Here is a 23,266-nt window from a genome sequence, read left to right as displayed (position 1 = left end):
CCCATCGACCAACGCCCCAGCGCACATCGGCTCAGGGCCTACGCAGAGGTTAACCATGAAAACCCTCAATTCTACCCCCCGTGCCGACGGCTTCCACATGCCCGCTGAATGGGCGCCGCAGACCCAGGTCTGGATGGTCTGGCCGGAGCGTTCGGACAACTGGCGCCTGGGTGGCAAACCGGCACAGGCCGCCCATGTGACATTGGCCAAAGCCATCGCCCGCTTCGAGCCAGTGACCGTGGGTGTTTCTGCTGGCCAGTACGAGAACGCACGCCGTCAGCTCGACCTGCCGAACATCCGCGTCGTGGAAATCAGCAATGACGACGCCTGGGTGCGCGACACCGGCCCGACCTTCGTCATCAACGACCACGGCGAAGTGCGCGGCGTGGACTGGGGCTTCAATGCCTGGGGCGGCTTCGATGGCGGGCTTTACGCCCCCTGGAACCGTGACGAAGAACTGGCCGCCAAGGTCCTGGAAATGGAGCGCTGCCAGCGCTACCAGACCGAGGGCTTCGTGCTGGAGGGTGGCTCGATCCACGTGGACGGCGAGGGCACGGTGATCACCACCGAAGAATGCCTGCTCAACCGTAACCGCAACCCGCACCTGGGCCGTGAGGAAATCGAAGCGGTCCTGCGTGAGCAGTTGGCAGTCGATACCGTCGTCTGGCTGCCGGACGGCCTGTACAACGACGAGACCGACGGCCACGTCGACAACTTCTGCTGTTACGTGCGCCCAGGCGAAGTGTTACTGGCTTGGACCGATGATTCCAACGACCCCAACTACGCCCGCTGCCACGCGGCAATGGACGTGTTGAAGAACACCCGTGACGCCAAAGGCCGTGAGTTCGTGGTGCACAAGATGCCGATCCCTGGCCCGCTGTACGCCACGGCTGAAGAGTGTGCTGGCGTCGACCAAGTGGCCGGTAGCCAGGAGCGCGACCCGTCGGTGCGCCTGGCCGGCTCGTACGTGAACTTCCTGATCGTCAACGGCGGCATCATCGCGCCGAGCTTCGATGACCCTGCCGATGCCCAGGCCAGAGCCATCCTGGCCGAGCTCTTCCCGGATCATGAAGTGGTCATGATCCCAGGCCGTGAATTGTTGTTGGGGGGCGGCAATATCCACTGCCTGACCCAGCAGCAGCCGGCGCCAGTCAAGCGCTGAGACCACCCTGAATAAAGAGGCCCGTCATACGACGGGCCTTTTTTTCGGGTGACCTTTCCACGCGACGTCCGGCCGCCTGAGTGGCATACGTTTTGTATTGTTTTTCAATTAGATAGCTCGAATGGGTCGAGCTCTCTGATCTGTAACAATGCCTACGTAAATTAGCCGCTCACGGGCAAAGGAGTACGTGTGGAAATGAACGCAGCAAGTGAGTCGGCTTTGTGCCCATCGGCAGTTAACCACCCATCGCTCAAGCTGTTGGCGCAGTGGTTGAAGCACCATGGAAACATCCAGGTCAGGACGACCGACCCACGACGTCTGCTTGCCGGGCGATACCCGCAAGGGCTGATCAGCGAAGCAGAGATGCAGGCGCTGATGGCGGTGTGGCACTGATCTCATCGGTTTTACCGGTGCTGGCCCCTTCGCAGCACAAGGCTGCTCCTACAGGTGGCGCGCGATCCCTGTAGGAGCAGCCTTGTGCTGCGAAGGGGCCGGTACAGCCAACAAATATCAGAAGCGGTAAGTGCTCGTCACCACCAGGCTCCGCGGGTCGCCCACCTGGATCTGCGCCGCACTGGTCGCCGAACTGTAGTAGGTCTTGTCGGCAATGTTGTTCAACGCCGCCCGCACATCCCAGTCGTGGGTGCGGTAGCCGGCCAGCGCATCCCAGCGGCCGTAGCCTGGCAACACCGTGGTGTTCTGGTTGTCGGCATAACGCTCACCCACCAACGTCAAGCCGGTCTCGGCGTACCAGCCCAATTCCGGTTTCCAGGTCACGAACAGGCTGGCATTACGCTTGGCCACGTCGTTGATGCGGTTGCCTTCCTGGTTATTGTTGTCTTTGACGATGGTCGCATCCTGCAGGCCGATGCCCCCGCGCACGTACCAGTTGCCGACGATATTGCCGGTGGCGGTCAGCTCGATGCCTCGGGAGCGTTGCAAGCCGCTGAGCAGGGTGATTTCCGGGTTTTCCGGGTCACGCGTGCGGCGGTTGTACAGCTCCAGTTCATACACGGCGAGGGTGGTGGTGAGGCGCTGGTCGAACCAGTCGCTCTTGACCCCGATCTCCTTCTGGCGGGTCAGCTCTGGCCCGGTGTCGTTGGTGTTGCCCGGCGCGCCAGGGGTAATGCCGATCAGGCCACCGCCCACTGGCGAGAAGGTCTTGCTCCACGACGCATAGAAGGAGTGATCGCGCCACGGCGTGTAGACCACACCCAGGCGCGGGCTGGTGGTGTTGCTGTCCTGCGGCTCGGTCAGGCCATCCTTGTTGGTGGTCTCTACCTCGAACTGGTCGAAACGAACGCCAGCGAGCACCTGCCATTGATCGTTCAGGCGGACCTGGTCTTGCAGGTAGAGGCCACGGCTTTGGACCACGGTGTGGTTGTCGCTCGACAGCAACATTGGGCCCGTGTGCTGCCGGCTGCGGTCGGGGTTACCAACGTCCAGGCTTGGCACACTATTAGGCGCAGCGGTGTACAGGGTCGGGTCACGCCGTTGGCTGCCGAACTCCAGGCCCACCAACAGCTTGTGCTCCAGCCCCACGGTAGTGAAGTCGCCCTCGGCTTCGAGGTTGTTGAACAGGTTGCGGGTGTTCAGGTCCTGTTGCCAGCGCTGACGGGTGACGGTGTTGGTGCTGGCGTTATAGCCCGTCGCGTAGGTATTGTCGAACTCGCTGTTGAGCTTGAACAGGCCGAGGGTGTGGCGCAGTTGCCAGGTTTCGTTCAGCTGGTAGTTGAGCCGCGAGCGCAGCGACTGGGCGCGGTCATCGATGTAGTCGCGCTGGGTATCGCTGTAGGTGGTGCTGCGGCTGACGTCGGCCGGGCGGCCATTGACCCCGGGGATACCGCGGTCTGGTGTGCGGTTGTAGCGGCTGTATTCGTATTGCACCAGCCAGTTCAGGTCGGGCGAGAGCTGCCAGCTCATCGACGGGGCGAACAGCTGGCGGCTGCCATCGATGCCGTCGCGAAAGCTGTTGTTGTCCTGGTTGCCCAGGTTCAGGCGCAGGCTGATGGTATCGCTGGGGTCGGCGCTGAGGTCGGCGTACAGGCTGCGCAAATCTTCGCTGCCGCCTTGCGCCTCGATGCTCGAACGGCGGCCGTGCTCCGGCGCCTTGCTGACGCGGTTGACGATGCCACCCTGGCTGCCGCGGCCATACAACACCGCCGCGGGCCCTTTGAGCACCTCGACCCGCTCGATGTTGTTCAGGTCGCGAATGTACTGGCTGTCGTCGCGAATGCCGTCCAGGTAGAAGTCGTTGCTGGCCTCGAAGCCGCGGATGCGCACGCTGTCGAAGCGCGTGTCGGCGCCGCTGCTGACGTTGGGGATGCCCTCAAGTGCCTTGCCCAGGGTGTTGTTGCCGTAGTCCAGCACGTTGGCGGTCTTGACCGTGTCGATGGCCTGGGGCACGTAGCGCACGGGCGTCGAGGTGCGCGTCGCGGTACTGACTTCCTTGACCCGCGGGTTGTCCTCCTCGCGCTCGCCTTCGGCAGTCACTGACATTTCCGGCAGGGTGGTGGTGGCAGCGGTGGCCAGGCTGGCGCTGAACAGCAGCGATAGGCCAAGCGTCAGCGGGGAGAGGCGGCAGGGTACAAGCATGGAGACATCCGGACCGTGGCAGGTGAGAAAGGGTGCGAATGGTAATGCTTGCTATTTACTGTTGCTTGGGTATTTGTAAAGGGTTGTCTTTACATATGTATCACTTTGTAACTGCCGCTGTTGTATGCTCCGCGCCCATGAAAGCTGCCGGGTTGGTCAAAGCGACATTTCTGACAGAAGAAAAAATGCCCACTGATAGCGCCAACAGGCATGGAAATGCACCAGCGGGCTGGGTGATTTTAGTTATATCAACCTGCATTTCACGATTTTTTGACATTTGTAATCGCACACCGCTAGGATTCGGCCAACGCCTGCTGGCCATGACATGGCCATGCTGCTGTAAAAGGCCACCGTGCGATCGCCGGCAAGCCTTTCAGTCTGGATCCGCATAGCGTCGAACCTACGAAGGGGCGTTGGTTCCTGGCGTCATATTGCGAAGCGTTTTTGATTAAGAAATAAGGAAAACAACATGTTGAAAACCAGGATCAGCCTGGTCGCACTGGCAATGATCGCCGCGACCCAGGCCCAGGCCAATGAGCAGGCCGACAGCAAGGGCTTCATCGAAGACAGCCACGCCAACGTTCTGCTGCGCAACGCCTACATCAACCGTGACAAGAAGCACGGTACCGATGACCAGATCGAATGGGGCCAAGGCGTCATCGCCAACTTCTCCTCCGGTTTCACCCAGGGCACCGTCGGTGTCGGCGTCGACGCATTCGGCCTGTACGCCTTGCGTCTGGACGGCGGCAAAGGCCACAACGGTGGTGGCGGCGTCGACTTCTTCAAACCGCACGACACCAAGAACGCCGACGGCAACGCCAGCTCGCCACATAACCTGGCCCGTGGCGGCGCAGCCGTGAAATTCCGCATCTCCAACACCGTGCTCAAGTACGGTGACCAGATGCCAGCACTGCCTGTGCTGCAGTACGACGACGCACGTCTGCTGCCAGAAAGCTTCACCGGTACCCTGATCACTTCCAAAGAAATCCAGGGCCTGGAACTGAACGCCGGCCGCTTCACCCAAGAAGCGCGCAAAAGTGCCGAGCGTCGTGACGGTGGTGGCCTGAAGTCGATCAACGTCTTCGGTGGTAGCTACAAGTTCACCGACAACTTCACCGCTTCGCTGTACACCGCAGACAACGAAGACGTGATGCAGAAGCACTACTTGGGCATGAACTATGTCTTCCCGATCGCCAGCGACCAGTCCCTGACCCTGGACTTCAACGGCTACAAGTCGGACATCAACAACAAGTTCGTCAAAGCGGCCGAGCTCAATGGTGACTCCAACACCATCTGGAGCCTGGCGGCGACCTACGCCTACGGTGCGCACTCGTTCACCATCGCTCACCAGCGCAGCACCGGCAGCACCGGTTACAACTACGGCTTCTACCAGAACGCCGGTGGCGTGGGTGACGGTGGTTCGACCATCTACCTGGCCAACTCGTACTGGTCTGACTTCAACGCCGAAGACGAGCGCTCCTGGCAGCTGGGCTACGGCCTGGACTTCGGCGCCTACGGCGTACCGGGCCTGACCTACAAGCTGGCCTACGTAGTGGGTGACAACATCAACACCCGCAACGTCGCCAACCCGCAAGGGTTCGGTGAAGGTAAAGAGCGCGAGATCTTCAACCAGATCCGTTACGTGGTTCAAGACGGCCCGGCCAAAGACCTGTCGGTCAAGCTGCGCAGCTCGTTCGTACGCACCAACAATGCCGTACAGCAGAACGGCTACAACGACGACGGTAACGAAGTCCGCGTATTCGTCGAGTACCCGATCAGCATCTTCTGATCGGATGGCGTCGGGGCTGCTTTGCAGCCCATCGCGGGCAAGCCCGCTCCTACAGAGATTTGCGTTGTACGTGTGGGAGCGGCCTTGCGCCGCGAAAGGGGTGCGAAGCACCCCAGCTTTCAGGCTGGCTCGGCCTGTCTGTGGCGCACTACTTCTTTTTGCACAACCTCCCCAGTCTCCGGCGCAAAACTGTCGCTGCGCGCCATCCGCCACATCCGCGCATAAAACTCGCTTTCAATCGAGCCACTGAGCAATTCGCCAGGCTTGAGGAACGTGTGCAGGTCTGAAAACAAGCCGATCTCGCTGGCGCTGACACGCCGTGCCAAATGTTTGGGCTTGAGCTCCGACGGGTGTTCCAGGCCCGCCGCCGCAAGCATCTCAGCCAATGTATGCAGGGTATTGCGGTGGAAGCTCGCCACCCGCTGAGCCTTGTCCGGCACCACCAACGCACGCTGGCGTAGCGGGTCCTGGGTGGCGACCCCGGTCGGGCATTTGTTGGTGTGGCAGCTCTGCGACTGAATGCAGCCAATGGCGAACATGAAGCCGCGCGCCGAATTCACCCAGTCGGCACCAATGGCCAGCACACTGGCGATGTCGAAGGCGCTGACGATTTTGCCCGCCGCGCCAATGCGAATGCTCGAGCGCAAATTCAGGCCGACCAAGGTGTTGTGCACGAACATCAAGCCTTCGCGCATGGGCACGCCCATGTTGTCACTGAACTCGCGTGGCGCCGCACCGGTGCCGCCTTCCTTGCCGTCGACGACGATAAAGTCGGGGGTGATTCCCGTCGCCAGCATCGCTTTGGCAATGCCCATGAATTCCCACGGGTGGCCCAGGCAGAACTTGAAACCCACCGGCTTGCCGCCCGACAGTTCGCGCAGGCTGGCAACGAACCGCAGCAGTTCGACCGGCGTGCGGAACACGCTATGGGCGGCGGGCGAAATACAGTCCTCGCCCTCACGCACGCCACGGGTGGCGGCGATTTCCGGGCTGACTTTGTGCCCTGGGAGGATGCCGCCGTGGCCGGGCTTGGCGCCTTGGCTGAGCTTGATCTCGATCATCTTTACTTGCGGCGAGCGGGCTTGTTCGGCGAAGCGTTGCGGGTCGAAACGGCCTTCTTCGGTGCGGCAGCCAAAGTAACCGCTGCCGATCTCCCAGATCAGGTCGCCGCCATGTTCGCGGTGGTACGGGCTGATGCTGCCCTCACCGGTGTCATGGGCAAAGCGCCCCAGCCGTGCACCCTGGTTGAGCGCCGCGATGGCGTTGGCGCTGAGGGCGCCGAAACTCATGGCCGAGATGTTGAAGATAGATGCCGAGTACGGTTGCCGGCACTGCGGCCCGCCAATGGCGATGCGGAACGAGGCGGGGTCGGGCGTGGCCACCGGCAGCATCGAATGGCTGATGAATTCGAAGCCGGGTTTGTAGGCATCGTTGAGCGTGCCGAAGGCTTTTTCGGCGCTCTCGTTCTTCGCCCGTGCATACACCAGGGAACGCTGGGACCGTGAAAACGGCAGCTTGTCGTCGTCACCTTCGATCAGGTATTGGCGGATTTCCGGGCGGATGGTTTCGATCAAGTAGCGGATGTTGCCCAGGATCGGGTAGTTGCGCCGCACCGCGTGGTGGCTCTGGCGCAGGTCATTGAGGCCGACCAGGCTGAGCAGGGCGGTGATCAGTGTGAATGGCCAGAGCCAGGCATGTTGGGGCAGTAATGGGAGGCTGGCACAGGTGAACGACAGGCAGATGAAAAGGCAGACGTAGCGGCTGGGCAGTGAGTGTTTCATGGGTCCATCGCAGGCAGGATGACCCGCCTAGGATAGGCAATGGCGGGCTGCGGAAAACCTGGGCAATCGGTAAAACACTGTTACCTGATCCCGAGCGCTCAGCGCTTTGTGGGAGCGGCCTTGCGTCGCGAAAGGCCGCTCCCACAAAGGGGGGGCGCGGTGACAGGTTATCGAGGTAACAGCACGCTGGCCCGCAGCCCACCGCCGTCGTGGTTGCACAACAGCAACTCGCCGCCATGGCTGGCCGCGATCCGCTGGGCAATACTCAACCCCAAGCCATACCCGCCAGACGCCTGGTTACGCGACCCTTCACCCCGCACGAACGGGTCGGTAACCGTCGCCAGCAAGCCTGGCGCGATCCCCGGCCCTCGGTCATCGACATGGATATAAACCCCCGTGGTCGCGCGCTCCAGCGTGACCGAAACCTCCTTGCCATAGCGCAAGGCATTGACCAGCAAATTCTGCAGGCAACGCTGCAGCAGCAGCGCATCAACCCGCAAACTGCCACCCTGGCCATGAACCGGCAGTGGCTCGCGGGCTGTGGACAAGTCGGCACACTGCCGGGCCACCAGCCGGTCCAGGTCCACCTGTTGCAGGTTCTGCTGCTCCCCGGCCCGCAGGTAGTCGAGCACTTGGCCAATCATGTCGTCCATCTGCGTGATGTTCTGCCGTAGGCGCTGGCGATGCTCGTCGTCCGGCAAGCGCTCCAGGCGCAGGCGCATGCGGGTCAGCGGGGTGCGCAAGTCGTGGGACACGGCAGCCAGGAAATAGGCCTTGTCGTTGACCATCGCAATCAACCGCTGCTGCATCGCGTTGAAGGCCTGGGCGGCCTGGCGCACTTCTTCCGGCCCGTCCAGCGCCAAGGGCGGCTGTTCCAGGTTGCTGCCCAGGCCGCGCGCGGCATCCGCCAGGCGCCGCAACGGGCGCAGGCACAAGCGCACCGCCACCAGGCACACCAACAGCACGGCGACGATGCGCAGGGCATACACCCGCAGCAGGTAATCGCTGATCAACACCCAGGCGGACTCGCCGCTCCAGCCCTGCAGCTCCTGGCCATCGATGGTCAGCCAATGCCCATCGGCCAGCGGCACGGCAAACGCGATATGTGCCTGCGCCGTGCGCAAACCGAACAGGCTGCGCCAGACAATCGGCTGGCCCAGTTCATCGGTCAGGTGCACCTTCAGCAGGCGCACCTCCTGGGCGTGGCCCAGTTCGTACTTGAGGGCCTGTTGCAGCAGCAGTTCGATACGCTTGCGCCCTCTGCGTTCGTCGTGTTCCGCCGCGGGCAGGTTTTCGGCGCAGCGCAGCTGATAGTGGGCAGGTGCCTGCAACGGGCTGCCATGGCAATTGGCACTGGCGATCAGCGGCGCGCTGCGGGCGGCGATCAGCCGAACAGGGGCCTCAAGCACCTGGGCGAAACGCACATCGAACCAGATGCTGCTCGACATCAACTGGATCACCACGGTGCCGCTGACCATGATCAACAGCAGTTGGCCAAACAGCGTGCGCGGCCATAGCCGGCGAAGCCAGCGCATGTCAGGCATCAGCCTCGCTGCGCGCAAGGCTCAGCAAGTAGCCTTCGTTGCGGATGGTAAGGATCTGCGCTGCGCCACCCGGCGCGCGCCGCAATTGCTGGCGCAGGCGGCTGACGCACATGTCCACCGAGCGGTCGTCAGGCAGGTGGTCACGGCCGAACGCACTGCGGGTCAGCTGATCGCGGGACACTACGCGGTTGTTGGCCCCCAGCAACTCGCGCAATACGCGATGGTCGGAGCGGGGCAGGGTCAGCGTTTCGCCGTCAGGGCGGGTGAGCAGGCGTTTGACGTGGTCGAGGCGAAATCCGGCGAACTGCTGCGCTTCCACAGCGGGCTTTGCAACCGGCGTGTCGAGGCGCTGCGGGCGCCGCAATACCGCTTTTATCCGGGCAATCAGCTCGCGTGGCTCGAAGGGTTTGGCCAGGTAATCGTCCGCGCCCACTTCCAGGCCAATGATGCGGTCCAGCGTGCTGCCTTTGGCCGACAACATGATCACCGCCAGCCCGGGCGTCGATTGCAACTGGCGGCACAGGCTCAAGCCATCCTCGCCGGGCAGCATCAAGTCCAACACCACCAGCTCGACTTTATGCAGCGCCAGTTGCTGGCGCATCCCGTCGCCGTCCGCGGCCGCTAGCACGGTATAGCCGGCATCGGTCAGGTAATCGCAGAGAAGTTCGCGGATCTCGTCGTCATCGTCGACAACTAGCAGGGTCGTGCTCATTTCAAAAAACACCTGTTCGATGAGGGCCGGTGGCGCTCGTTACGTTCGATTACAAGCCCGTACAAGCCGGGCCTGGAGCCCCAAGGGCGGATCCCTAGAATCGTAACAAAAAATCATCTGCGAATACGAAACCTTCCCAAATGAAACCTCGGAGCATCATGAACGACTTCTCTCCCATCAGCCGAGGCGGAAGTCGCCTCAACCCGCTGGCCTTCTTCATTGCCGTGGCCATCAGCGGCGCAGCGATGGCGGCTGACAGCCAGCCCCTGGAGCTGGATGCCACGCAGATCGAGGACAGCGCGCTGGTGCCTGCCGATGAAACCGGCCAGCTAGGGTACACGGTCGAGAGCAGCCGCAGTTCAACCGGCCTCAAGCTGACGCCGCGCCAAACACCGCAGTCGGTGACCACCATTACCCGCCAGCAGATGGACGACCGCGCCATCCACACCATCGAGCAGGCGCTGGAAACCACGCCAGGCGTGACCGCGAGCAAGGCCGAAGTGGGCGGCCGCACCGACTACCGCGCCCGCGGTTATTCCATCACCAACTGGAAGGTCGATGGCCTGCAGTTCCAGGGCGGCTCCGATTTCAGCGGCGGGGGTAATGCGCTGAACATGGACCTGTACGAGCGCATCGATATCGTCCGTGGCGCCAACGGCCTGCTCGGCGGCACCGGCGACCCGTCGGCCACCGTCAACCTGATCCGCAAGGCCCCGACCAAAACCTTCGGCGGCAGCGCCTACGCCACCTACGGCAGCTGGGACAAACGCCGCCTGGGCGCCGACCTTAACCTGCCGCTGTCCGAAGACGGCCGCCTGCGTTCGCGCTTCGTGATGACCCAGCAGGACGCCAACTCGTTCCGCGACAACCAGTCCGAACGCTCCCGCGCCGCGCTGGCCAACTTCGAATTTGACCTCGACGACGCCACCACCCTGGGCGCCGGCTACCAGTACGAATACAACAAAGTAGTCGGCGGCGGCTGGGGCGCGAACATCCCGATCTGGTACGGCGACGGCAGCAAGACCGACCTGCCGCGCAGCACCAACGTAGTGCCGAGCTGGAGCTTTGGCGAGTACACCACCCGCACCGCCTTCGGCTCCCTCGAACACCGCTTCGACAACGACTGGTCGCTGAACCTCAAGGCCGCGCAAAGCACCGCCGAGGCCCTCAACCACCGCGGCCTGGCCAAGGTCAACTCGGCCGGGCGCGGCAGCTTTGGCGGCTACTGGGACCAGGACGGCAGCGGCGCCGTGCTCAACGGCCTGCACAGCTCCAGCGACACCACCCAGCAGTCTGCGCAAATCGACCTGTCCGGCCCGTTCCAGTTGTTTGGCCGCACCCACCAAGCGATGGTCGGCTACAACGACAGCCGCACCGTCGCCTGGTCGCCGGAATACACCTGCAACATGGTCAGCGACAGCCAAGTCAGCGCCGCAGCGCTGGGTTGCCAGTTCCGCGCCAACAACGGCTTCCCGCTGACCGACTGGCGCAATGGCGTGGATGACGATTACGACATGCTCGCCTCGCGCACCGGCCGCCACAGCAAAACCACCACCCGCCTGCAAGGCATGTACGCAGCGACCCGCCTGAGCATCACCGACCCACTGTCGGTGATCGTCGGCGTGCGTACCAGCAACTACTCGGCGATTACCCGCAGCAACGCCGGCGTGCGCACCAGCCAGGAAGAAAACGGCATCGTCACCCCCTACCTGGGGGCAATTTACGACCTCAACGACACCTACTCGCTGTACGCCAGCTACACCGACATCTTCACCCCACAAACCGCCGAGACCAGCAGCGGCAGCAAAGTCGAACCCATTCGCGGCCAAAGCTACGAAACCGGCATCAAAGGCGAGTGGTTCGATGGCCGCCTGAATGCCTCGGCCGCGTACTTCCGCACCAAGCAGGAAAACAAAGCCGTGCTGGACGGCGACCTGACCACCCCCACCGGCAACGACGCCTACAAGGCCGGTTCCGGCCAGGAAACCGACGGCATCGACCTGGAAATCGCCGGCGCACTGGCCCCCAGCTGGAACGTCTACGCCGGCTACACCTACCTGCACTTCCGCCGCATCGACAGCGACGGCCGCAGCGACCCGTCCCACCTGTTCAAGGCCTCCACCACCTATCGCCTGTCCGGCCCACTGGACCGCCTGACGCTTGGCGCAGGGGTTACCGCGCAGAGCAACATCCGCGCGGTGTCCAGCCCGGCTGGCCAGCCCACTAATGGCGTAAGCGCAGGCTCGACCGACGTCAACTGGTCGGGGTATGCGATCTGGAATGCCATGGCCAAGTACCAGCTGACGGACGAGACCAGCGTTAGCCTCAATGCCAATAACCTGTTCGACAAGCATTACTACACCCGCTACGGCTTCTATGCCGGGGCAATCTATGGCGACCCCCGCAATCTGTCGCTGACCCTCAGCACGTCATTCTGACCCCCCCTGTAGGAGCAGCCTTGTGCTGCGAATGGGCCGCAAAGCGGCCCCCTTTCCCACCCACAATCAACTGCACTGCACCCCCGACACCTCATCAATCGGCTTATCCAACCGGTCCTCAAACCTGTCCCAGTCCTCGCCAAACAACTCCACTGGATGCATGGTCCGGTCTGACCCATTGCCACAGGCCAGTGCCTTGGCTGGGCAGTAGAGGTCGCAGCCCCAGCAGATGCGCTCGGGGTGGCTGGGGTGGGTGGGGAATTTTTTGGGCATGGTGTTCAGTCCTCGCGCAGTGGGGGGCTGATTTCACGCTATGCGGTTTGGTGGTTTGGGCTTTGATTGGTATCAAGGTGGGGTGGAGCTTGCGGGGGGGGCTTTCAAATTACCGTTTAAGTGACGGCACAAGCAAAAAAAGGCCCACCTTTCGGTGAGCCTTTTTTGATACTGCGTATGGTGCCGGCACCAGGAATCGAACCCGGGACCTACTGATTACAAGTCAGTTGCTCTACCATCTGAGCTATACCGGCAATGGGGCGTCATTATAACGATCGTTTGGCGCCTGTAAACCACTTCCTTGCGATTGTTTGCAAATGAGCTAAGTCACCGGCTTAAAAGGAGATTTTTCCTACCAGCCGCGGTGGATCGTGTTGACGTTTGGCTCGGTTTTGCCAGGGTTGAAAAACAGCTTGTCGTTGTCGCAGCCGCGCTTGCGGCAAGGGGTCTCGGCGCGCAGGGGCAGGCCTCGGTCGCCGCCCAGCTGCATGGCGGGGGTGTCCCAGCCCAAATTGCTGGAAGGCTGGCTTGGGGTGCCGCCGGCACACGCGGTCAGGGCCATGGCGAGGGTCAAGAGGGCAAGGGGCTTGGCTTGGGTCACGATGAGGGTCCGTTGTTCCATTGTCGGTTCTGGCGCAACGCCAGAAGGTCGCAGGGCTGGCGGTCAGCGTGCGACGTGTCTTTTTAATGATTTGGGGGGCGGATAATACACCCTGGAAGGGGAGGCGGTGCGTGACCTGTAAGGCATTTCTGAACCTGAAACCAAATGCTTCGGGGTTGGCCTGCTTCGGACCTATCCTACGCGCGCTGCCGAAGTATCGCTGTTGTCGGGGAAGTGCCTCACGGATACCGTTTTCGGGTCGTTTCGGCGACCGGGTGTGAGAACCCGATTATGAATGAGTGCTACCTCGTAATGGTGGCTGTACGCGGGCAGGCTTCGGTCTGGCCGGGCTTCCTTATTCACTCGGTTTCTCACCCCGCGTACGGCTGCCACCTAAATCCGTGAGAAAGATTCAGTGGCAGTACCTTAATTGAATAAGGACTTACGCCATGATCAAGGTCGTCCCCGATCCACCCCAGCCCCACATTGAGATCACCACCGCAGGCCTGGAAACCTTCCTCGAAGTCGGCAACCCACCGGTTAACCTGCTGCGCGTACAACCCGGCATCCCCATCGACGACGCCTACGAGCAGGTGTCGATCCTGCTCGGCTATATCAAGCACCTGCTCAGGGAGGGCGATATGGAAGACGACCATAAGCAGTTGGGCGCAGCCGATTACCTGGCGGCGCTGGCCAAGGCGTTGATGAACGATATCGAGCTGGCCAAGAACAAAAACCGTTGACGCATTGGGCCGCTTTGTGGCCCCTGCAGAAAGCACAACAAAAGTTTATGCACAAGTAGCATTGCCAACTTGCGCGAAAGGCATGCCGAACCCATACGCCGCTGGTCTTTGCGCAAATGCCTGTTTTTGCGGGCCTTGAACTGCCTGCAGGAATAAGCCAAACGCTTGAAATAGCGCTTGGATCCAACCATTCATCAAAAGCTTGTGCACAGACTTATCCACAGGTTGTGCTGCGGCTAACGGTCGCGTTCCGCGAGGATGAGCAGGTTGCGCGGCGTGAGTGGATAGTCGCAGAACAAGCCAAGGCGCACGGCATAGCCTTGTTCTTCCATGAACAGGGCGCGGTCGAGTACCAGCCACAGTTCCAGGGGGCGGCGGAACAGGTTGCGCACCCGTTCGAGGTTGCGCACTTCGGCCAGGCGCTGCCAGCCGGCGGCCTCAAGGGCAGCCCAGTCTGGCGTGCCGCTCAGCGGGAGTTGCTTGAGTGCGGCCAGGTCGCGGCAATACGCCTCGAAGGGCTTGTCCAGCCAGGCCACCGGCAGCGAGGGGGTGGGCAGGTAATCATCACACTGGCGCTGTTGGCGTTGCAGCAGGTCGAAGCCCAGGCGACGGGCCATCGAGGTGTCGCGCTGGCGGCGCACGCGGGCGCCGGCGGTGACGGTTTCACTCAGTGGCAGGCCGAGGTCGTCCAGCGAAAGCTGTAGGCTGGAGGCTTGGGCGGCTGTGGATAACGGCTGGTAGTGCCGCGCTTCGATGCGGTTGTAGCAGCAGGGGGCCACCGCGACTTGGCGGCAGCCTTGCTGGCTGGCAAGGCGCAGCAGGCGTACGTGCAGGTCGCCGCAAGCGTGCAGGGCCACCACGGTTTTGTCGCTGTCGAGGTGGCGGGCGCTGTCGGCGGCCATCACGTCTTGATGCACATGGCGCGCGGGCAGGTGGTGGTGGTCACTCAGGGCCTGGCCAGCGGCGACGAGCTCGGTGTCGTATTCCAGGCAGGTCAGCTGCTGGCCGGGCTGCAGCAGGCGGCGGCCGAGGTGGCCTTTGCCGGAGCACCAGTCCAGCCAGTGCTGGGGTTGCTCGTTGAAGGCCAGGCGGCGGGTGAAGGCTTCGATCTGCTGCCATTTGCGGCCGGGTACGCCGACGTCGAGGCGGTGGGCGGCGGGCGGCAGGCCGGCGTCGGGCAGTGTATCCAGGGCGCTGAGGTGGTGGGCTTGCCGGGCCAGTTGTGGGAAGGGCGCGGGCAGGGTGGTTGGGGCGGGCTCGGCGTCGGCATCGGCCAGGGGGGATTGGCGCAGGTGGGCGGCGAGCGTTGGGTGTTGGGTTTCCCATTCCAGGCGCAGGGCGGTGAATGGCCTGGGTTTCCACAGGTGCTGGTGCTCGGTCAGGAACTGGTCTAAGGCCTGGAAGCGGTCGCTTAGCGGGTGGCTGTGGAGGATGGGCAGTGGGGTCATGGTTGTGGTCGGCAGGGTTGGGGCTGCTTTGCAGCCCTTCGCGGGCAAGCCCGCTCCTACAGGGGGCACAAGGTTTGAGCCCTGTGGCATTCCTGTGGGAGCGGGCTTGCCCGCGAAGAGGCCAGTAAGGTTTAGCGCCCTTGGCAGGCGTCTACCCGCAACCAGCGCTCCAACAGTTTGAAGCCTTGCACCAGCACAAACGAGATCAGCAGGTAGAACAACCCGGCGGCAAAGAAGATCTCCACCGGCAGGTAGGTGCGGGCGATGATGGTACGCGCCATGCCGGTCAGTTCCAGCAGGGTGACGGTACTGGCCAGGGCGCTGGCCTTGAGCATCAGGATCACTTCGTTGCTGTAGGCCGGCAGGCCGATCCGGGCGGCGCGCGGCAGCATGATGTAGAACAGGGTCTTGCCCCGCGACATGCCCAACGCCCGTGCGGCTTCGATCTCACCTTTGGGGATCGACTGCAACGCGCCGCGCAGGATCTCGGCGATGTAGGCGGCGGTGTGCAGGGTCATGGTCAGCACGGTGCACCAGAACGGATCGCGCAGGTAAGGCCACAACGAACTGTTGCGCACGGCGTCGAACTGGGCCAGGCCGTAATAGACCAGGAACAGCTGCACCAGCAGCGGCGTACCGCGGAAGAAGAAGATGTAGCTGAACGGCAGGGCGCGCACGTACCAGTGGCGGGACGAGCGGGCGATGCCCAGCGGGATGGCCAGGATCAGCCCGGCAACCACCGCGATGGCCACCAGCTCCAGGGTCAGGGTCGCGCCCTGCGCCAGGCGTGGCAGCCATTTGATGATGACTTCCCAATTCATGATTCAGCCCTCGCAAAGCCGCGAGCGGCGCGTTTTTCCATGAAGTGCATGCCGGTCATGGCGATGACGGTCAAGCCCAGGTAGATGCAGGCCGCGACCATGTAGAAGGTGAACGGCTCTTTGGTCATGGTCACGCCGATCTGCGCGTGGCGCATGATTTCTTCCAGGCCGATGACCGACACCAGCGCGGTGTCTTTCATCAGGATCATGAACAGGTTGCCCAGGCCAGGCAGTGCAATGCGCCACATCTGCGGCAGGATGATCCGCGACAGAATGCGCGCCTTGGACAGGCCCAGTGCCAGGCCGGCTTCGCGGTGGCCCTTGGGGATTGCCAGGATGGCGCCACGGAACACTTCGGTGGCGTAGGCGCCGAAGCACAGGCCGAGGGCGATGACGCCGGCGGCGAAGGCACTGAGCTCAAGGCCGGGCATATTGAGCGCCTCGCCGAGGCTGTTCATCATGCCAACGGTGCCGAAATAAATAAGCAGGACCCAAAGCAGTTCGGGCACACCGCGAACCAAGGTCGAGTAGAAGCCGCCAAGCCATTGCAGTGGCTTGACCGGGGACGTTTTGGCGAGGGCACCGAGCAGGCCCAGGATCAGCCCCAGCAGCAAGGCGCAGAGCGCCAGTTTTACGGTCATCAAGGTGCCAGCCGCAAGGGCCGGACCGAATCCGTGCAGGTCGATATTCATGGGTAGGGTCGTTCTAGGGACCAGCACGCCTCAAGGGCGTGCCGGTCGGGGCGAATCAATAGATGCTGAACGGGAAGTACTTGTCGTTGATCTTTTTGTAGGTGCCGTCGGCGACAATTTCCTTCAGTGCGGCATTGAGCTTGTTGCGCAGCTCATTGTCGCCTTTGCGTACGGCGATGCCGACTTTGTCGCTGTCGTTGACCGGCTCACCTTTGAACTCGTAGTTCTTGCCGGCTTCGGACTTCAGCCAGTCGTAGTTGGCGTACTTGTCGGCAAGGATGGCGTCGAGGCGGCCGGAGGTCAGGTCCAGGTAGGCGTTTTCCTGGCCGTCATACAGGTTGACCTTGAATTTGCCGTCCATGCCGCCGTGATCGTCCAGCCAGGTCGCGGCCTGGGTGGCGCGCTGGGTGCCGATGGTCTTGCCTTCGAGCGATTTATCGTCGGTTTTGAAATCGACGTTTTTCGGCGCGATGAACTGCTGCTTGTTCGAGTAGTACGGGTCGGTGAAGTCGACGGCCTGTTTGCGCTCATCGGTGATCGACAGCGACGAGATCAGGAAGTCGAACTTCTTGGCGTTCAACGCCGGGATGATGCCGTCCCAGTCAGAGGTGACCACTTCGCATTCGACTTTCATCTTGGCGCACAGTGCGTCGCCGATGTCTTTATCAAAGCCGACCACTTGGCCGCTGGCATCTTTGTTGTTGAACGGCGGGTAGGCCGCCTCGATGCCCATTTTGAGTTTTTCGGCTGCCATGGCATTTGCCGAGAACACCAGGGTGGCGGCAGCGGCCAGGAGGAATTTCTTATAGGTCTGCATTCGTGTTGCTCCGTTAGCGGTGGCTGGACATGAATTGCTTGCAACGCGCCGAGGTCGGGTTCTCGAAGACCTGCTGCGGCGATCCTTGCTCTTCAACCAGGCCCTGGTGCAGGAAGACGACTTCACTGGACACATGGCGGGCAAAGTTCATCTCGTGCGTGACCAGCAGCATGGTACGGCCTTCTTCGGCCAATGCGCGGATAACGTTTAGCACTTCCTGGACCATTTCCGGATCGAGCGCCGAAGTTGGCTCGTCGAACAGGATGACCTTGGGTTTCATGGCCAGGGTACGGGCAATGGCGGCACGTTGTTGCTGGCCACCGGAAAGTTGCGCGGGGTAGCTGTGGCGCTTGTCGAAAATGCCGACCTTGTTCAGCAAGGCTTCTGCGGCTTCGATGGCTTCGGCCTTGCTTTGACCGAGCACGCGGCGCGGTGCCTCGATGATGTTGTCGAGGATCGACATGTGCGGCCACAGGTTGAAGTTCTGGAAGACAAAGCCGATCTCGCTGCGCAGGCGGTTGATCTGGCGGTTGTCGGCAGCGACCAGGTCGCCGTTTTTGGCGGCCTTGAGCTTGAGTGATTCACCGGCCACCAGGATTTCGCCCTGGTGCGGGTTTTCGAGCAGGTTGATGCAGCGCAGCAAGGTGGACTTGCCGGAACCGGACGACCCCAGGATGGAGATCACGTCACCGTCGCGTGCGGTCAGCGAAATGCCCTTGAGAATTTCCTGCTCGCCGTAGCGTTTGTGCAGATTGCGGATTTCCAGCGCGGGCGTGGCCTGAGCCATGTGCGGTCCTCATGTGTTCGGGTGCGTTCCCAGCTGTTGGCGGCCTTCCTGGCGTGCGCCAAGCTAGCATAGCGGCATTATGGCGGCCAACAGGGTCGCTAGGGGCTCGGGTCGCTGTCGGGGCAGATTGTCGCATCGCTGCAGCGCAACGTCGCGAGGATGACCGCGAAGGTCTAGCCCAACACCAGAGCCTTGATGAAAAAAGGCGCGATGGTGCCAGCTTTGGCCCGCGCTTGGAAGCGGTTTTGGACCATTCGCGGGTAATCCCCTTCTAGGCCATTGCTCACGCTTGCCAGGCAGGGTTGTACCTGTCGGTTGTACTTTTCTGCATTGCAGCGGTGCATAGGTGTTACCTGGGAGCACCTTTGGTGCATTTGTAAGTGGGTATTTCAGTAATCCGGACCTTGCACGGCGATTTGGCGGCCTTTCGGTCAAGGCATGGCCGAAAGCCCTGCAAGCCGCGCCCTTTACGGTTGCCAGATTTTTCTGACGAATGTATTCAGCCGATGGCTCACTTATTGCCAGTAGGAAACCGCCGATTGCAGCGACGCCTAACCAACCCCAGGCGCGCTTCGTTCCCGTAGTCGGAGTGGTCCACTCCTTACAAAGGTAGTTTTATGAGCGGTAACAATTCCAATGACCTCGCTCAGGGGCTCAAATCGCGGCATGTCACCATGCTGTCCATCGCTGGCGTGATTGGCGCCGGTCTGTTCGTTGGCTCCGGCCACGCCATCGCCGCCGCTGGCCCGGCCGTACTGCTGGCCTACGCCGCCGCCGGTACCTTGGTCGTACTGGTCATGCGCATGCTTGGCGAGATGGCCATTGCTTCACCGGACACCGGTTCTTTCTCTACCTATGCCGATCGCGCCATTGGGCGCTGGGCCGGCTTCACCATTGGCTGGCTGTACTGGTGGTTCTGGGTGCTGGTGATTCCGCTGGAGGCCAACGCGGCCGCGGCCATTTTGCATGCCTGGTTCCCTGCTGTTGATCTGTGGGCCTTCTCCTTGATCATCACGCTGGTGCTGACCCTGACCAACCTGTGCAGTGTGAAGAACTACGGCGAATTCGAGTTCTGGTTCGCCTTGCTCAAGGTCCTGGCGATCATTGGCTTCATCGTCGTGGGTTGCGTGGCCATGTTCGGCTTGGCGCCTGGCAGCCAGGTAAGCGGTGTCAGCCACCTGTTCGACACCCAAGGCTTCATGCCCAATGGCCTGGGCGCAGTGCTGGCAGCCATGCTGACCACCATGTTCTCGTTCATGGGTACCGAAATCGTCACCATCGCCGCTGCCGAGTCCAAAGACCCAGGCAAGCAGATCAGCCGCGCGACCAGTTCGGTGATCTGGCGTATCTGCCTGTTCTACCTGGTGTCGATCTTCCTGGTCGTGGCGCTGGTGCCGTGGAACGATCCGGCCCTGGCTGAACTGGGCTCTTACCAGACTGTGCTGAGCCGCATCGGTGTGCCGAATGCCAAGCTGATCGTCGACATCGTCGTGCTGGTCGCCGTCACCAGCTGCCTGAACTCGGCGCTGTACACCTCCTCGCGCATGCTGTTCTCCCTGGGCAAGCGTGGCGATGCCCCGGCCATGTCGCAACGCACCACCAAGGCAGGTACACCGCATGTGGCGGTGTTGATGTCGACTGCGGCAGCGTTCCTGTGCGTGTTCGCCAACTATGTGGCGCCGGCCCAGGTGTTCGAGTTCTTGCTGGCCAGCTCCGGCGCCATTGCGCTGCTGGTGTACCTGGTGATCGCGGTGTCGCAACTGCGCATGCGCAGCCAGCGTGAAGCGCGTGGCGAGAAGATCGACTTCAAGATGTGGCTGTTCCCGGGCCTGACCTGGGCGACCATCGCCTTCATCGTTGCTGTGCTGGTGGTGATGGGGCTGCGTGAAGATCACCGCGCCGAGATCATCGCCACTGCCTTGCTGAGCATTGGTGTGGTGGCGGCCGGGCTGCTGGTGCATCGCAAGCGCGAAGCGGCTGGGCGGGTGGCGCTGGATAACTGATCTGCGCTGCTTTGAATGAAAAGGCCGCGCCCTGTGTAGGGCGCGGCCTTTTTGCATGTTACGGCCTGCTAGCGAGTTTCGCGTCCCGCTGTAGGTTTTGTACGAAAAGTATGGTCATCCATCATTGTGGGAGCGGGCTTGCCCCGCGATCTGCCGCAACGCGGCAGCAAAGCCTGAATTCGCGGCGACTTTGACGTTAGTCGATATCGGGTACAGGAGCGCTTCGCACTCCATCGCGGGGCAAGCCCGCTCCCACAAAACTGTTCGTACAGAGCCTAGGAGCCGGTGCTGGCTTCTTTAGCCGAACTGCTTCTGCTGCTGTTGTTGCTTGGCCACAACTTCCGAGGCGGCGATATACGCCTCCTGGAACTCGTCGCTTTCCAGCCAGGCCATGGTGGTGTCTTCGTCTGCGCCATCCAGCCAGGTGCGGTAGGCATTGAACACCAGCACGATGTAGTCGGTGGCGTGCTCTTCCTTGTGCCCCTTGAGCACCAGAGCCAGCAGCGGGTCGACCAGGAACACCGAGATCATCGCGACCAGGCTGGTTTCCTGTGCCGCCTTCATCTTGTCGAACAGCTCCTTGTAGCTGTCCGACTCCATGGCCTTGTTGAACACCTGCTCGATGCTGGCGCTGTCGCCGGCGCTGGCCTTGACCGCCTGGCCACTGCGCACCATGCGGTTTTGCTTGGCCTTGCTGGCGGCGCGCTTGGCGCGTTTCTGTTGCTTGGTCGTGGTGGCCATGGGTGAATCCTTGGGTGTGCCTGAAAAAGTGCGCGTATTGAATCGCACTTGCCCGCGAAACCCAAGCGACATGCGAGGGTCTCAGGCAAGCGGCCGGATGTCCGGCATCTACTCATGAGGAATTCAGGGATGAAAACACCGATCTCGCTTTGCCTGCTGGCAGTGGCGCTGGCCGGCTGCGGCAATATTGCCGCGGTCAAATCGTTCAACACGCCTTATGGCTCACCGACTTCAGGCGATACCGCACGCCTGCGGGTGATTGCCGACGGCATGGTGCGCGCTGTGCCGGGCAAGGATTGCGTTGACTGGTACAGCCCCGGCGCCGGGGTGATCGCGGTGCCGAAGGAGGGTTTTGCCGACCGCAATGGCGAAACCCTGGGCATGCCCGCCAGCGCCCCGGTCATGCAGGGTGATGCGGTCAGCGAAGTGCTGGTGCCGGCCGGCAAGCCGTTCACCTTGCACTTTCTCGATGGTGGCCGTAGCAGCTACAACAGCGTGACCAACTGTTTGGGCATGTTCTACTTCGTGCCGCAGAAAGGCGCCGATTACGAAGTGGTGGTGCGCGGCTACAGCGCCTGCGGCGTCAAGCTGCGGCAGCTGGGGGTGGAGCAACCCGTACAGACCACCAAGGCTGAATACTGTAGCGCCATGGCCAACTTCTGATTGCCGCTGTCAGTGGGCGGCGGTAGGCGCTTCATCCTCTTCGAAGTCGCGTGATGCGCGCCCCACCAGCAGCGGGTCTGGGGCGTGCGCTACGGCCAGGTCCTTGCCTGGGTAATCCAGCGAGTGCAGGAAGTGCCGGATGCAGTTGATGCGCGCGCGTTTTTTGTCATCGGACTTGATCACCGTCCAGGGTGCATCGGCGGTGTCGGTATGGAAGAACATCGCTTCTTTGGCGGCGGTGTAGTCGTCCCATTTGTCCAGCGACTTGATGTCGATGGGCGACAGCTTCCAGTGCTTGAGCGGGTCGTCGCGGCGTGAGATGAAGCGCCGTAGCTGCTCTTCGCGGTTTACCGAGAACCAATACTTGAACAGCAGGATGCCGCTGTTGCACAGCATGCGTTCAAGGTCGGGTGCCTGGCGCATGAACTCCAGGTACTGCAGCGGGCTGCAGAAATCCATCACCTTCTCGACCCCGGCGCGGTTGTACCAGGAGCGGTCGAAGAAGACCATTTCGCCCGCCGTGGGCAGGTGCTGGATATAACGCTGGAAATACCACTGGCCCTTCTCCTGCTCGGAAGGCTTTTCCAGCGCCACAATCCGCGCGCCACGTGGGTTCAAGTGCTCCATGAAGCGCTTGATGGTGCCCCCTTTGCCCGCCGCGTCGCGCCCTTCGAACAGGATCACCACGCGCTGGCCGGTTTCCTTCGCCCAGCTCTGTACTTTAAGCAGTTCGATCTGCAGCGCGTGCTTGGCCTTTTCGTATTCCTGGCGGTGCATGCGGGTGCGGTACGGGTAGCTGGCCGGTAGGCGTGCGCGGGTGCTGTCTTCGTTGCTGCCCTTGGGCGCCCTGGCCACTTCCATGGCTGCCGGTTGCTGGCTGACCTGGGTGATGACGGGGTCGGCGACTGCTTTGATGGCGGGCTTGCGGGGGCGTGCGCGTCGGTTGGGGCTGGTTGGCGTGGCGTTCGGCGTGGCGTTCGAGGTGGATGTGACTAGCAGGGTGGCGTCGTCGCTCATGGAGGTCCTGTCGGTTCTGATGTGCTTTTCCCATGCTAGGGGCGACAGGCCTGGCGCTTATTGATGCGGGTCAATTTACCCGGATAGGTGGGCTCGGCCCCAGCCTCAGGTGGGTGGTTTCCACCTGATACTCAAAGGGCGGGCGCAATAGCCTGATCTGCCCACGCTTAGGTGGGGCTAACAGGAGACGTTCCCATGAAGCATTACTTTCACCTGGTGTTGAGCTGTGTCAGCAACGACGGCACCGGTTACAACGATTGGCTTACCCTGGCCCTGGATGAGTACAAGATCACCGAGGCGGAGTTGGCCAAGGCGGTCGCGTCCGTTGATGACGCCAGGGCGCTGCTGAGCATTTCCTATCGGGGGCAGATGACCCCCGAGGAATTCGATAGCCAGGCGTAATGGCTGATTTGTGACGAGGCCCTCTGTGCATTGCTCAGAGGGCTTTTTATTTGGCGGGGTTGCAGGTGGCTGCTGCAAAAATCGGAGACAACAAAAAACCCGCACTAGGCGGGTTTCTTGTTGTCGCTTCGGGTAACTTTGCAACCACCAGAAGCTGAAGGTGGTGCCCAGAGACGGAGTCGAACCGCCGACACGAGGATTTTCAATCCTCTGCTCTACCGACTGAGCTATCTGGGC

At 62.0% G+C, this 23,266-nt stretch carries 21 protein-coding genes and 2 tRNA genes; 8 read left to right on the top strand and 15 right to left on the bottom strand.

The window, feature by feature from the left end; translation table 11 throughout:
• Positions 1-55: 55 nt before the first annotated feature.
• Together aguA and MFF34_RS09140 are read left to right on the top strand one after the other, a co-directional pair.
• Positions 56-1,162 (top strand): agmatine deiminase, encoded by a 1,107-nt coding sequence (aguA, locus tag MFF34_RS09145; RefSeq protein WP_099428084.1) that lies wholly within the window; start codon positions 56-58, stop codon positions 1,160-1,162.
• Between the two features lie 195 nt (positions 1,163-1,357).
• Entirely contained in the window at positions 1,358-1,555 is a 198-nt protein-coding gene (locus tag MFF34_RS09140; protein ID WP_027595210.1) for a hypothetical protein, read from the top strand.
• Positions 1,556-1,672: 117 nt separating this feature from the next.
• On the opposite strand, the gene MFF34_RS09135 is transcribed toward MFF34_RS09140, so the two are convergent.
• The gene (locus MFF34_RS09135) at positions 1,673-3,757 is read right to left on the bottom strand and encodes a TonB-dependent siderophore receptor (RefSeq protein ID WP_238212616.1); all 2,085 of its coding nucleotides are present in this window, start codon (positions 3,755-3,757) and stop codon (positions 1,673-1,675) included.
• A 469-nt stretch (positions 3,758-4,226) separates the two neighbouring features.
• Between MFF34_RS09135 and MFF34_RS09130 the strand changes: the two genes are divergently transcribed.
• On the top strand, positions 4,227-5,546 hold the full coding sequence (locus MFF34_RS09130) for an OprD family porin (RefSeq protein WP_027595212.1): 1,320 nt from the start codon (positions 4,227-4,229) through the stop codon (positions 5,544-5,546).
• Positions 5,547-5,665: 119 nt separating this feature from the next.
• Here MFF34_RS09130 and MFF34_RS09125 read toward each other — a convergent pair whose 3' ends face one another.
• The 3 genes from MFF34_RS09125 to MFF34_RS09115 form a co-directional block, all read right to left on the bottom strand.
• A complete protein-coding gene (locus MFF34_RS09125) occupies positions 5,666-7,327 on the bottom strand; it encodes an FMN-binding glutamate synthase family protein (RefSeq protein ID WP_238212614.1) in 1,662 nt (553 codons plus the stop codon).
• Positions 7,328-7,494: 167 nt separating this feature from the next.
• Entirely contained in the window at positions 7,495-8,862 is a 1,368-nt protein-coding gene (locus MFF34_RS09120; RefSeq protein ID WP_238212605.1) for an ATP-binding protein, read from the bottom strand.
• A 1-nt stretch (position 8,863) separates the two neighbouring features.
• A complete protein-coding gene (locus MFF34_RS09115; RefSeq protein ID WP_238212603.1) occupies positions 8,864-9,583 on the bottom strand; it encodes a response regulator in 720 nt (239 codons plus the stop codon).
• A gap of 140 nt (positions 9,584-9,723) precedes the next feature.
• Between MFF34_RS09115 and MFF34_RS09110 the strand changes: the two genes are divergently transcribed.
• Positions 9,724-12,021, top strand: coding sequence for a TonB-dependent siderophore receptor (locus MFF34_RS09110; RefSeq protein WP_238212601.1), 2,298 nt, complete (start codon positions 9,724-9,726; stop codon positions 12,019-12,021).
• Positions 12,022-12,087: 66 nt separating this feature from the next.
• On the opposite strand, the gene MFF34_RS09105 is transcribed toward MFF34_RS09110, so the two are convergent.
• From MFF34_RS09105 to MFF34_RS09095, 3 genes are all read right to left on the bottom strand, one after another.
• The gene (locus MFF34_RS09105) at positions 12,088-12,294 is read right to left on the bottom strand and encodes a DUF3079 domain-containing protein (protein ID WP_099428088.1); all 207 of its coding nucleotides are present in this window, start codon (positions 12,292-12,294) and stop codon (positions 12,088-12,090) included.
• A 178-nt stretch (positions 12,295-12,472) separates the two neighbouring features.
• Positions 12,473-12,548, bottom strand: a tRNA-Thr gene (locus MFF34_RS09100).
• 98 nt (positions 12,549-12,646) lie between these two features.
• Positions 12,647-12,895, bottom strand: a complete 249-nt coding sequence (locus MFF34_RS09095; protein WP_238212836.1) for a hypothetical protein — start codon at positions 12,893-12,895, stop codon at positions 12,647-12,649.
• 449 nt (positions 12,896-13,344) lie between these two features.
• On the opposite strand from MFF34_RS09095, the gene MFF34_RS09090 reads away from it, so the two are divergent.
• A complete protein-coding gene (locus MFF34_RS09090) occupies positions 13,345-13,638 on the top strand; it encodes a DUF3077 domain-containing protein (RefSeq protein ID WP_238212599.1) in 294 nt (97 codons plus the stop codon).
• A gap of 236 nt (positions 13,639-13,874) precedes the next feature.
• Here the strand turns inward: MFF34_RS09090 and MFF34_RS09085 are convergent, their stop codons facing one another.
• The 5 genes from MFF34_RS09085 to MFF34_RS09065 form a co-directional block, all read right to left on the bottom strand.
• On the bottom strand, positions 13,875-15,086 hold the full coding sequence (locus tag MFF34_RS09085; RefSeq protein WP_238212597.1) for a methyltransferase: 1,212 nt from the start codon (positions 15,084-15,086) through the stop codon (positions 13,875-13,877).
• A gap of 131 nt (positions 15,087-15,217) precedes the next feature.
• Positions 15,218-15,907 (bottom strand): ABC transporter permease, encoded by a 690-nt coding sequence (locus MFF34_RS09080; RefSeq protein WP_027594257.1) that lies wholly within the window; start codon positions 15,905-15,907, stop codon positions 15,218-15,220.
• Positions 15,904-16,599 (bottom strand): ABC transporter permease, encoded by a 696-nt coding sequence (locus MFF34_RS09075; protein WP_099428097.1) that lies wholly within the window; start codon positions 16,597-16,599, stop codon positions 15,904-15,906. The genes MFF34_RS09080 and MFF34_RS09075 overlap by 4 nt, the downstream gene beginning before the upstream one ends.
• A gap of 55 nt (positions 16,600-16,654) precedes the next feature.
• Positions 16,655-17,416: an ABC transporter substrate-binding protein gene (locus MFF34_RS09070; RefSeq protein WP_238212594.1), complete on the bottom strand. Its 762-nt coding sequence runs from the start codon at positions 17,414-17,416 to the stop codon at positions 16,655-16,657.
• Positions 17,417-17,429: 13 nt separating this feature from the next.
• Complete coding sequence (locus MFF34_RS09065; protein WP_085273850.1) at positions 17,430-18,203, bottom strand: ABC transporter ATP-binding protein; 774 nt, start codon at positions 18,201-18,203, stop codon at positions 17,430-17,432.
• Between the two features lie 617 nt (positions 18,204-18,820).
• Between MFF34_RS09065 and gabP the strand changes: the two genes are divergently transcribed.
• Entirely contained in the window at positions 18,821-20,206 is a 1,386-nt protein-coding gene (gene gabP / locus MFF34_RS09060; protein WP_238212592.1) for a GABA permease, read from the top strand.
• Positions 20,207-20,503: 297 nt separating this feature from the next.
• On the opposite strand, the gene MFF34_RS09055 is transcribed toward gabP, so the two are convergent.
• On the bottom strand, positions 20,504-20,947 hold the full coding sequence (locus MFF34_RS09055) for a hypothetical protein (protein WP_027594262.1): 444 nt from the start codon (positions 20,945-20,947) through the stop codon (positions 20,504-20,506).
• 129 nt (positions 20,948-21,076) lie between these two features.
• Here MFF34_RS09055 and MFF34_RS09050 point away from each other — a divergent pair, with 129 nt between their 5' ends.
• Positions 21,077-21,610 (top strand): hypothetical protein, encoded by a 534-nt coding sequence (locus MFF34_RS09050; RefSeq protein ID WP_027594263.1) that lies wholly within the window; start codon positions 21,077-21,079, stop codon positions 21,608-21,610.
• A 9-nt stretch (positions 21,611-21,619) separates the two neighbouring features.
• On the opposite strand, the gene ppk2 is transcribed toward MFF34_RS09050, so the two are convergent.
• Positions 21,620-22,471 (bottom strand): polyphosphate kinase 2, encoded by an 852-nt coding sequence (gene ppk2, locus MFF34_RS09045; RefSeq protein WP_225876717.1) that lies wholly within the window; start codon positions 22,469-22,471, stop codon positions 21,620-21,622.
• Between the two features lie 351 nt (positions 22,472-22,822).
• Here ppk2 and MFF34_RS09040 point away from each other — a divergent pair, with 351 nt between their 5' ends.
• Complete coding sequence (locus MFF34_RS09040) at positions 22,823-23,029, top strand: hypothetical protein (protein ID WP_085273848.1); 207 nt, start codon at positions 22,823-22,825, stop codon at positions 23,027-23,029.
• Between the two features lie 161 nt (positions 23,030-23,190).
• Here MFF34_RS09040 and MFF34_RS09035 read toward each other — a convergent pair.
• Positions 23,191-23,266 (bottom strand) — tRNA-Phe (locus tag MFF34_RS09035).

The sequence above is a fragment of the Pseudomonas sp. PAGU 2196 genome, from assembly GCF_022179005.1.
In the GTDB taxonomy this organism is placed as follows: Bacteria; Pseudomonadota; Gammaproteobacteria; order Pseudomonadales; family Pseudomonadaceae; genus Aquipseudomonas; species Aquipseudomonas kermanshahensis.
Note: the sequence above shows the minus strand (reverse complement) of the source record. Positions and strands in the feature narration are given on the sequence as shown.

Bases quoted from the DNA above. Each gene is read 5' to 3' on its own strand.
- aguA (WP_099428084.1), top strand. From the start codon at position 56: ATGAAAACCCTCAATTCTACCCCCCGTGCCGACGGCTTCCACATGCCC.
- MFF34_RS09140 (WP_027595210.1), top strand. From the start codon at position 1,358: ATGAACGCAGCAAGTGAGTCGGCTTTGTGCCCATCGGCAGTTAACCAC.
- MFF34_RS09135 (WP_238212616.1), bottom strand. From the start codon at position 3,757: ATGCTTGTACCCTGCCGCCTCTCCCCGCTGACGCTTGGCCTATCGCTG.
- MFF34_RS09130 (WP_027595212.1), top strand. From the start codon at position 4,227: ATGTTGAAAACCAGGATCAGCCTGGTCGCACTGGCAATGATCGCCGCG.
- MFF34_RS09125 (WP_238212614.1), bottom strand. From the start codon at position 7,327: ATGAAACACTCACTGCCCAGCCGCTACGTCTGCCTTTTCATCTGCCTG.
- MFF34_RS09120 (WP_238212605.1), bottom strand. From the start codon at position 8,862: ATGCGCTGGCTTCGCCGGCTATGGCCGCGCACGCTGTTTGGCCAACTG.
- MFF34_RS09115 (WP_238212603.1), bottom strand. From the start codon at position 9,583: ATGAGCACGACCCTGCTAGTTGTCGACGATGACGACGAGATCCGCGAA.
- MFF34_RS09110 (WP_238212601.1), top strand. From the start codon at position 9,724: ATGAAACCTCGGAGCATCATGAACGACTTCTCTCCCATCAGCCGAGGC.
- MFF34_RS09105 (WP_099428088.1), bottom strand. From the start codon at position 12,294: ATGCCCAAAAAATTCCCCACCCACCCCAGCCACCCCGAGCGCATCTGC.
- MFF34_RS09090 (WP_238212599.1), top strand. From the start codon at position 13,345: ATGATCAAGGTCGTCCCCGATCCACCCCAGCCCCACATTGAGATCACC.
- MFF34_RS09085 (WP_238212597.1), bottom strand. From the start codon at position 15,086: ATGACCCCACTGCCCATCCTCCACAGCCACCCGCTAAGCGACCGCTTC.
- MFF34_RS09080 (WP_027594257.1), bottom strand. From the start codon at position 15,907: ATGAATTGGGAAGTCATCATCAAATGGCTGCCACGCCTGGCGCAGGGC.
- MFF34_RS09075 (WP_099428097.1), bottom strand. From the start codon at position 16,599: ATGAATATCGACCTGCACGGATTCGGTCCGGCCCTTGCGGCTGGCACC.
- MFF34_RS09070 (WP_238212594.1), bottom strand. From the start codon at position 17,416: ATGCAGACCTATAAGAAATTCCTCCTGGCCGCTGCCGCCACCCTGGTG.
- MFF34_RS09065 (WP_085273850.1), bottom strand. From the start codon at position 18,203: ATGGCTCAGGCCACGCCCGCGCTGGAAATCCGCAATCTGCACAAACGC.
- gabP (WP_238212592.1), top strand. From the start codon at position 18,821: ATGAGCGGTAACAATTCCAATGACCTCGCTCAGGGGCTCAAATCGCGG.
- MFF34_RS09055 (WP_027594262.1), bottom strand. From the start codon at position 20,947: ATGGCCACCACGACCAAGCAACAGAAACGCGCCAAGCGCGCCGCCAGC.
- MFF34_RS09050 (WP_027594263.1), top strand. From the start codon at position 21,077: ATGAAAACACCGATCTCGCTTTGCCTGCTGGCAGTGGCGCTGGCCGGC.
- ppk2 (WP_225876717.1), bottom strand. From the start codon at position 22,471: ATGGAAGTGGCCAGGGCGCCCAAGGGCAGCAACGAAGACAGCACCCGC.
- MFF34_RS09040 (WP_085273848.1), top strand. From the start codon at position 22,823: ATGAAGCATTACTTTCACCTGGTGTTGAGCTGTGTCAGCAACGACGGC.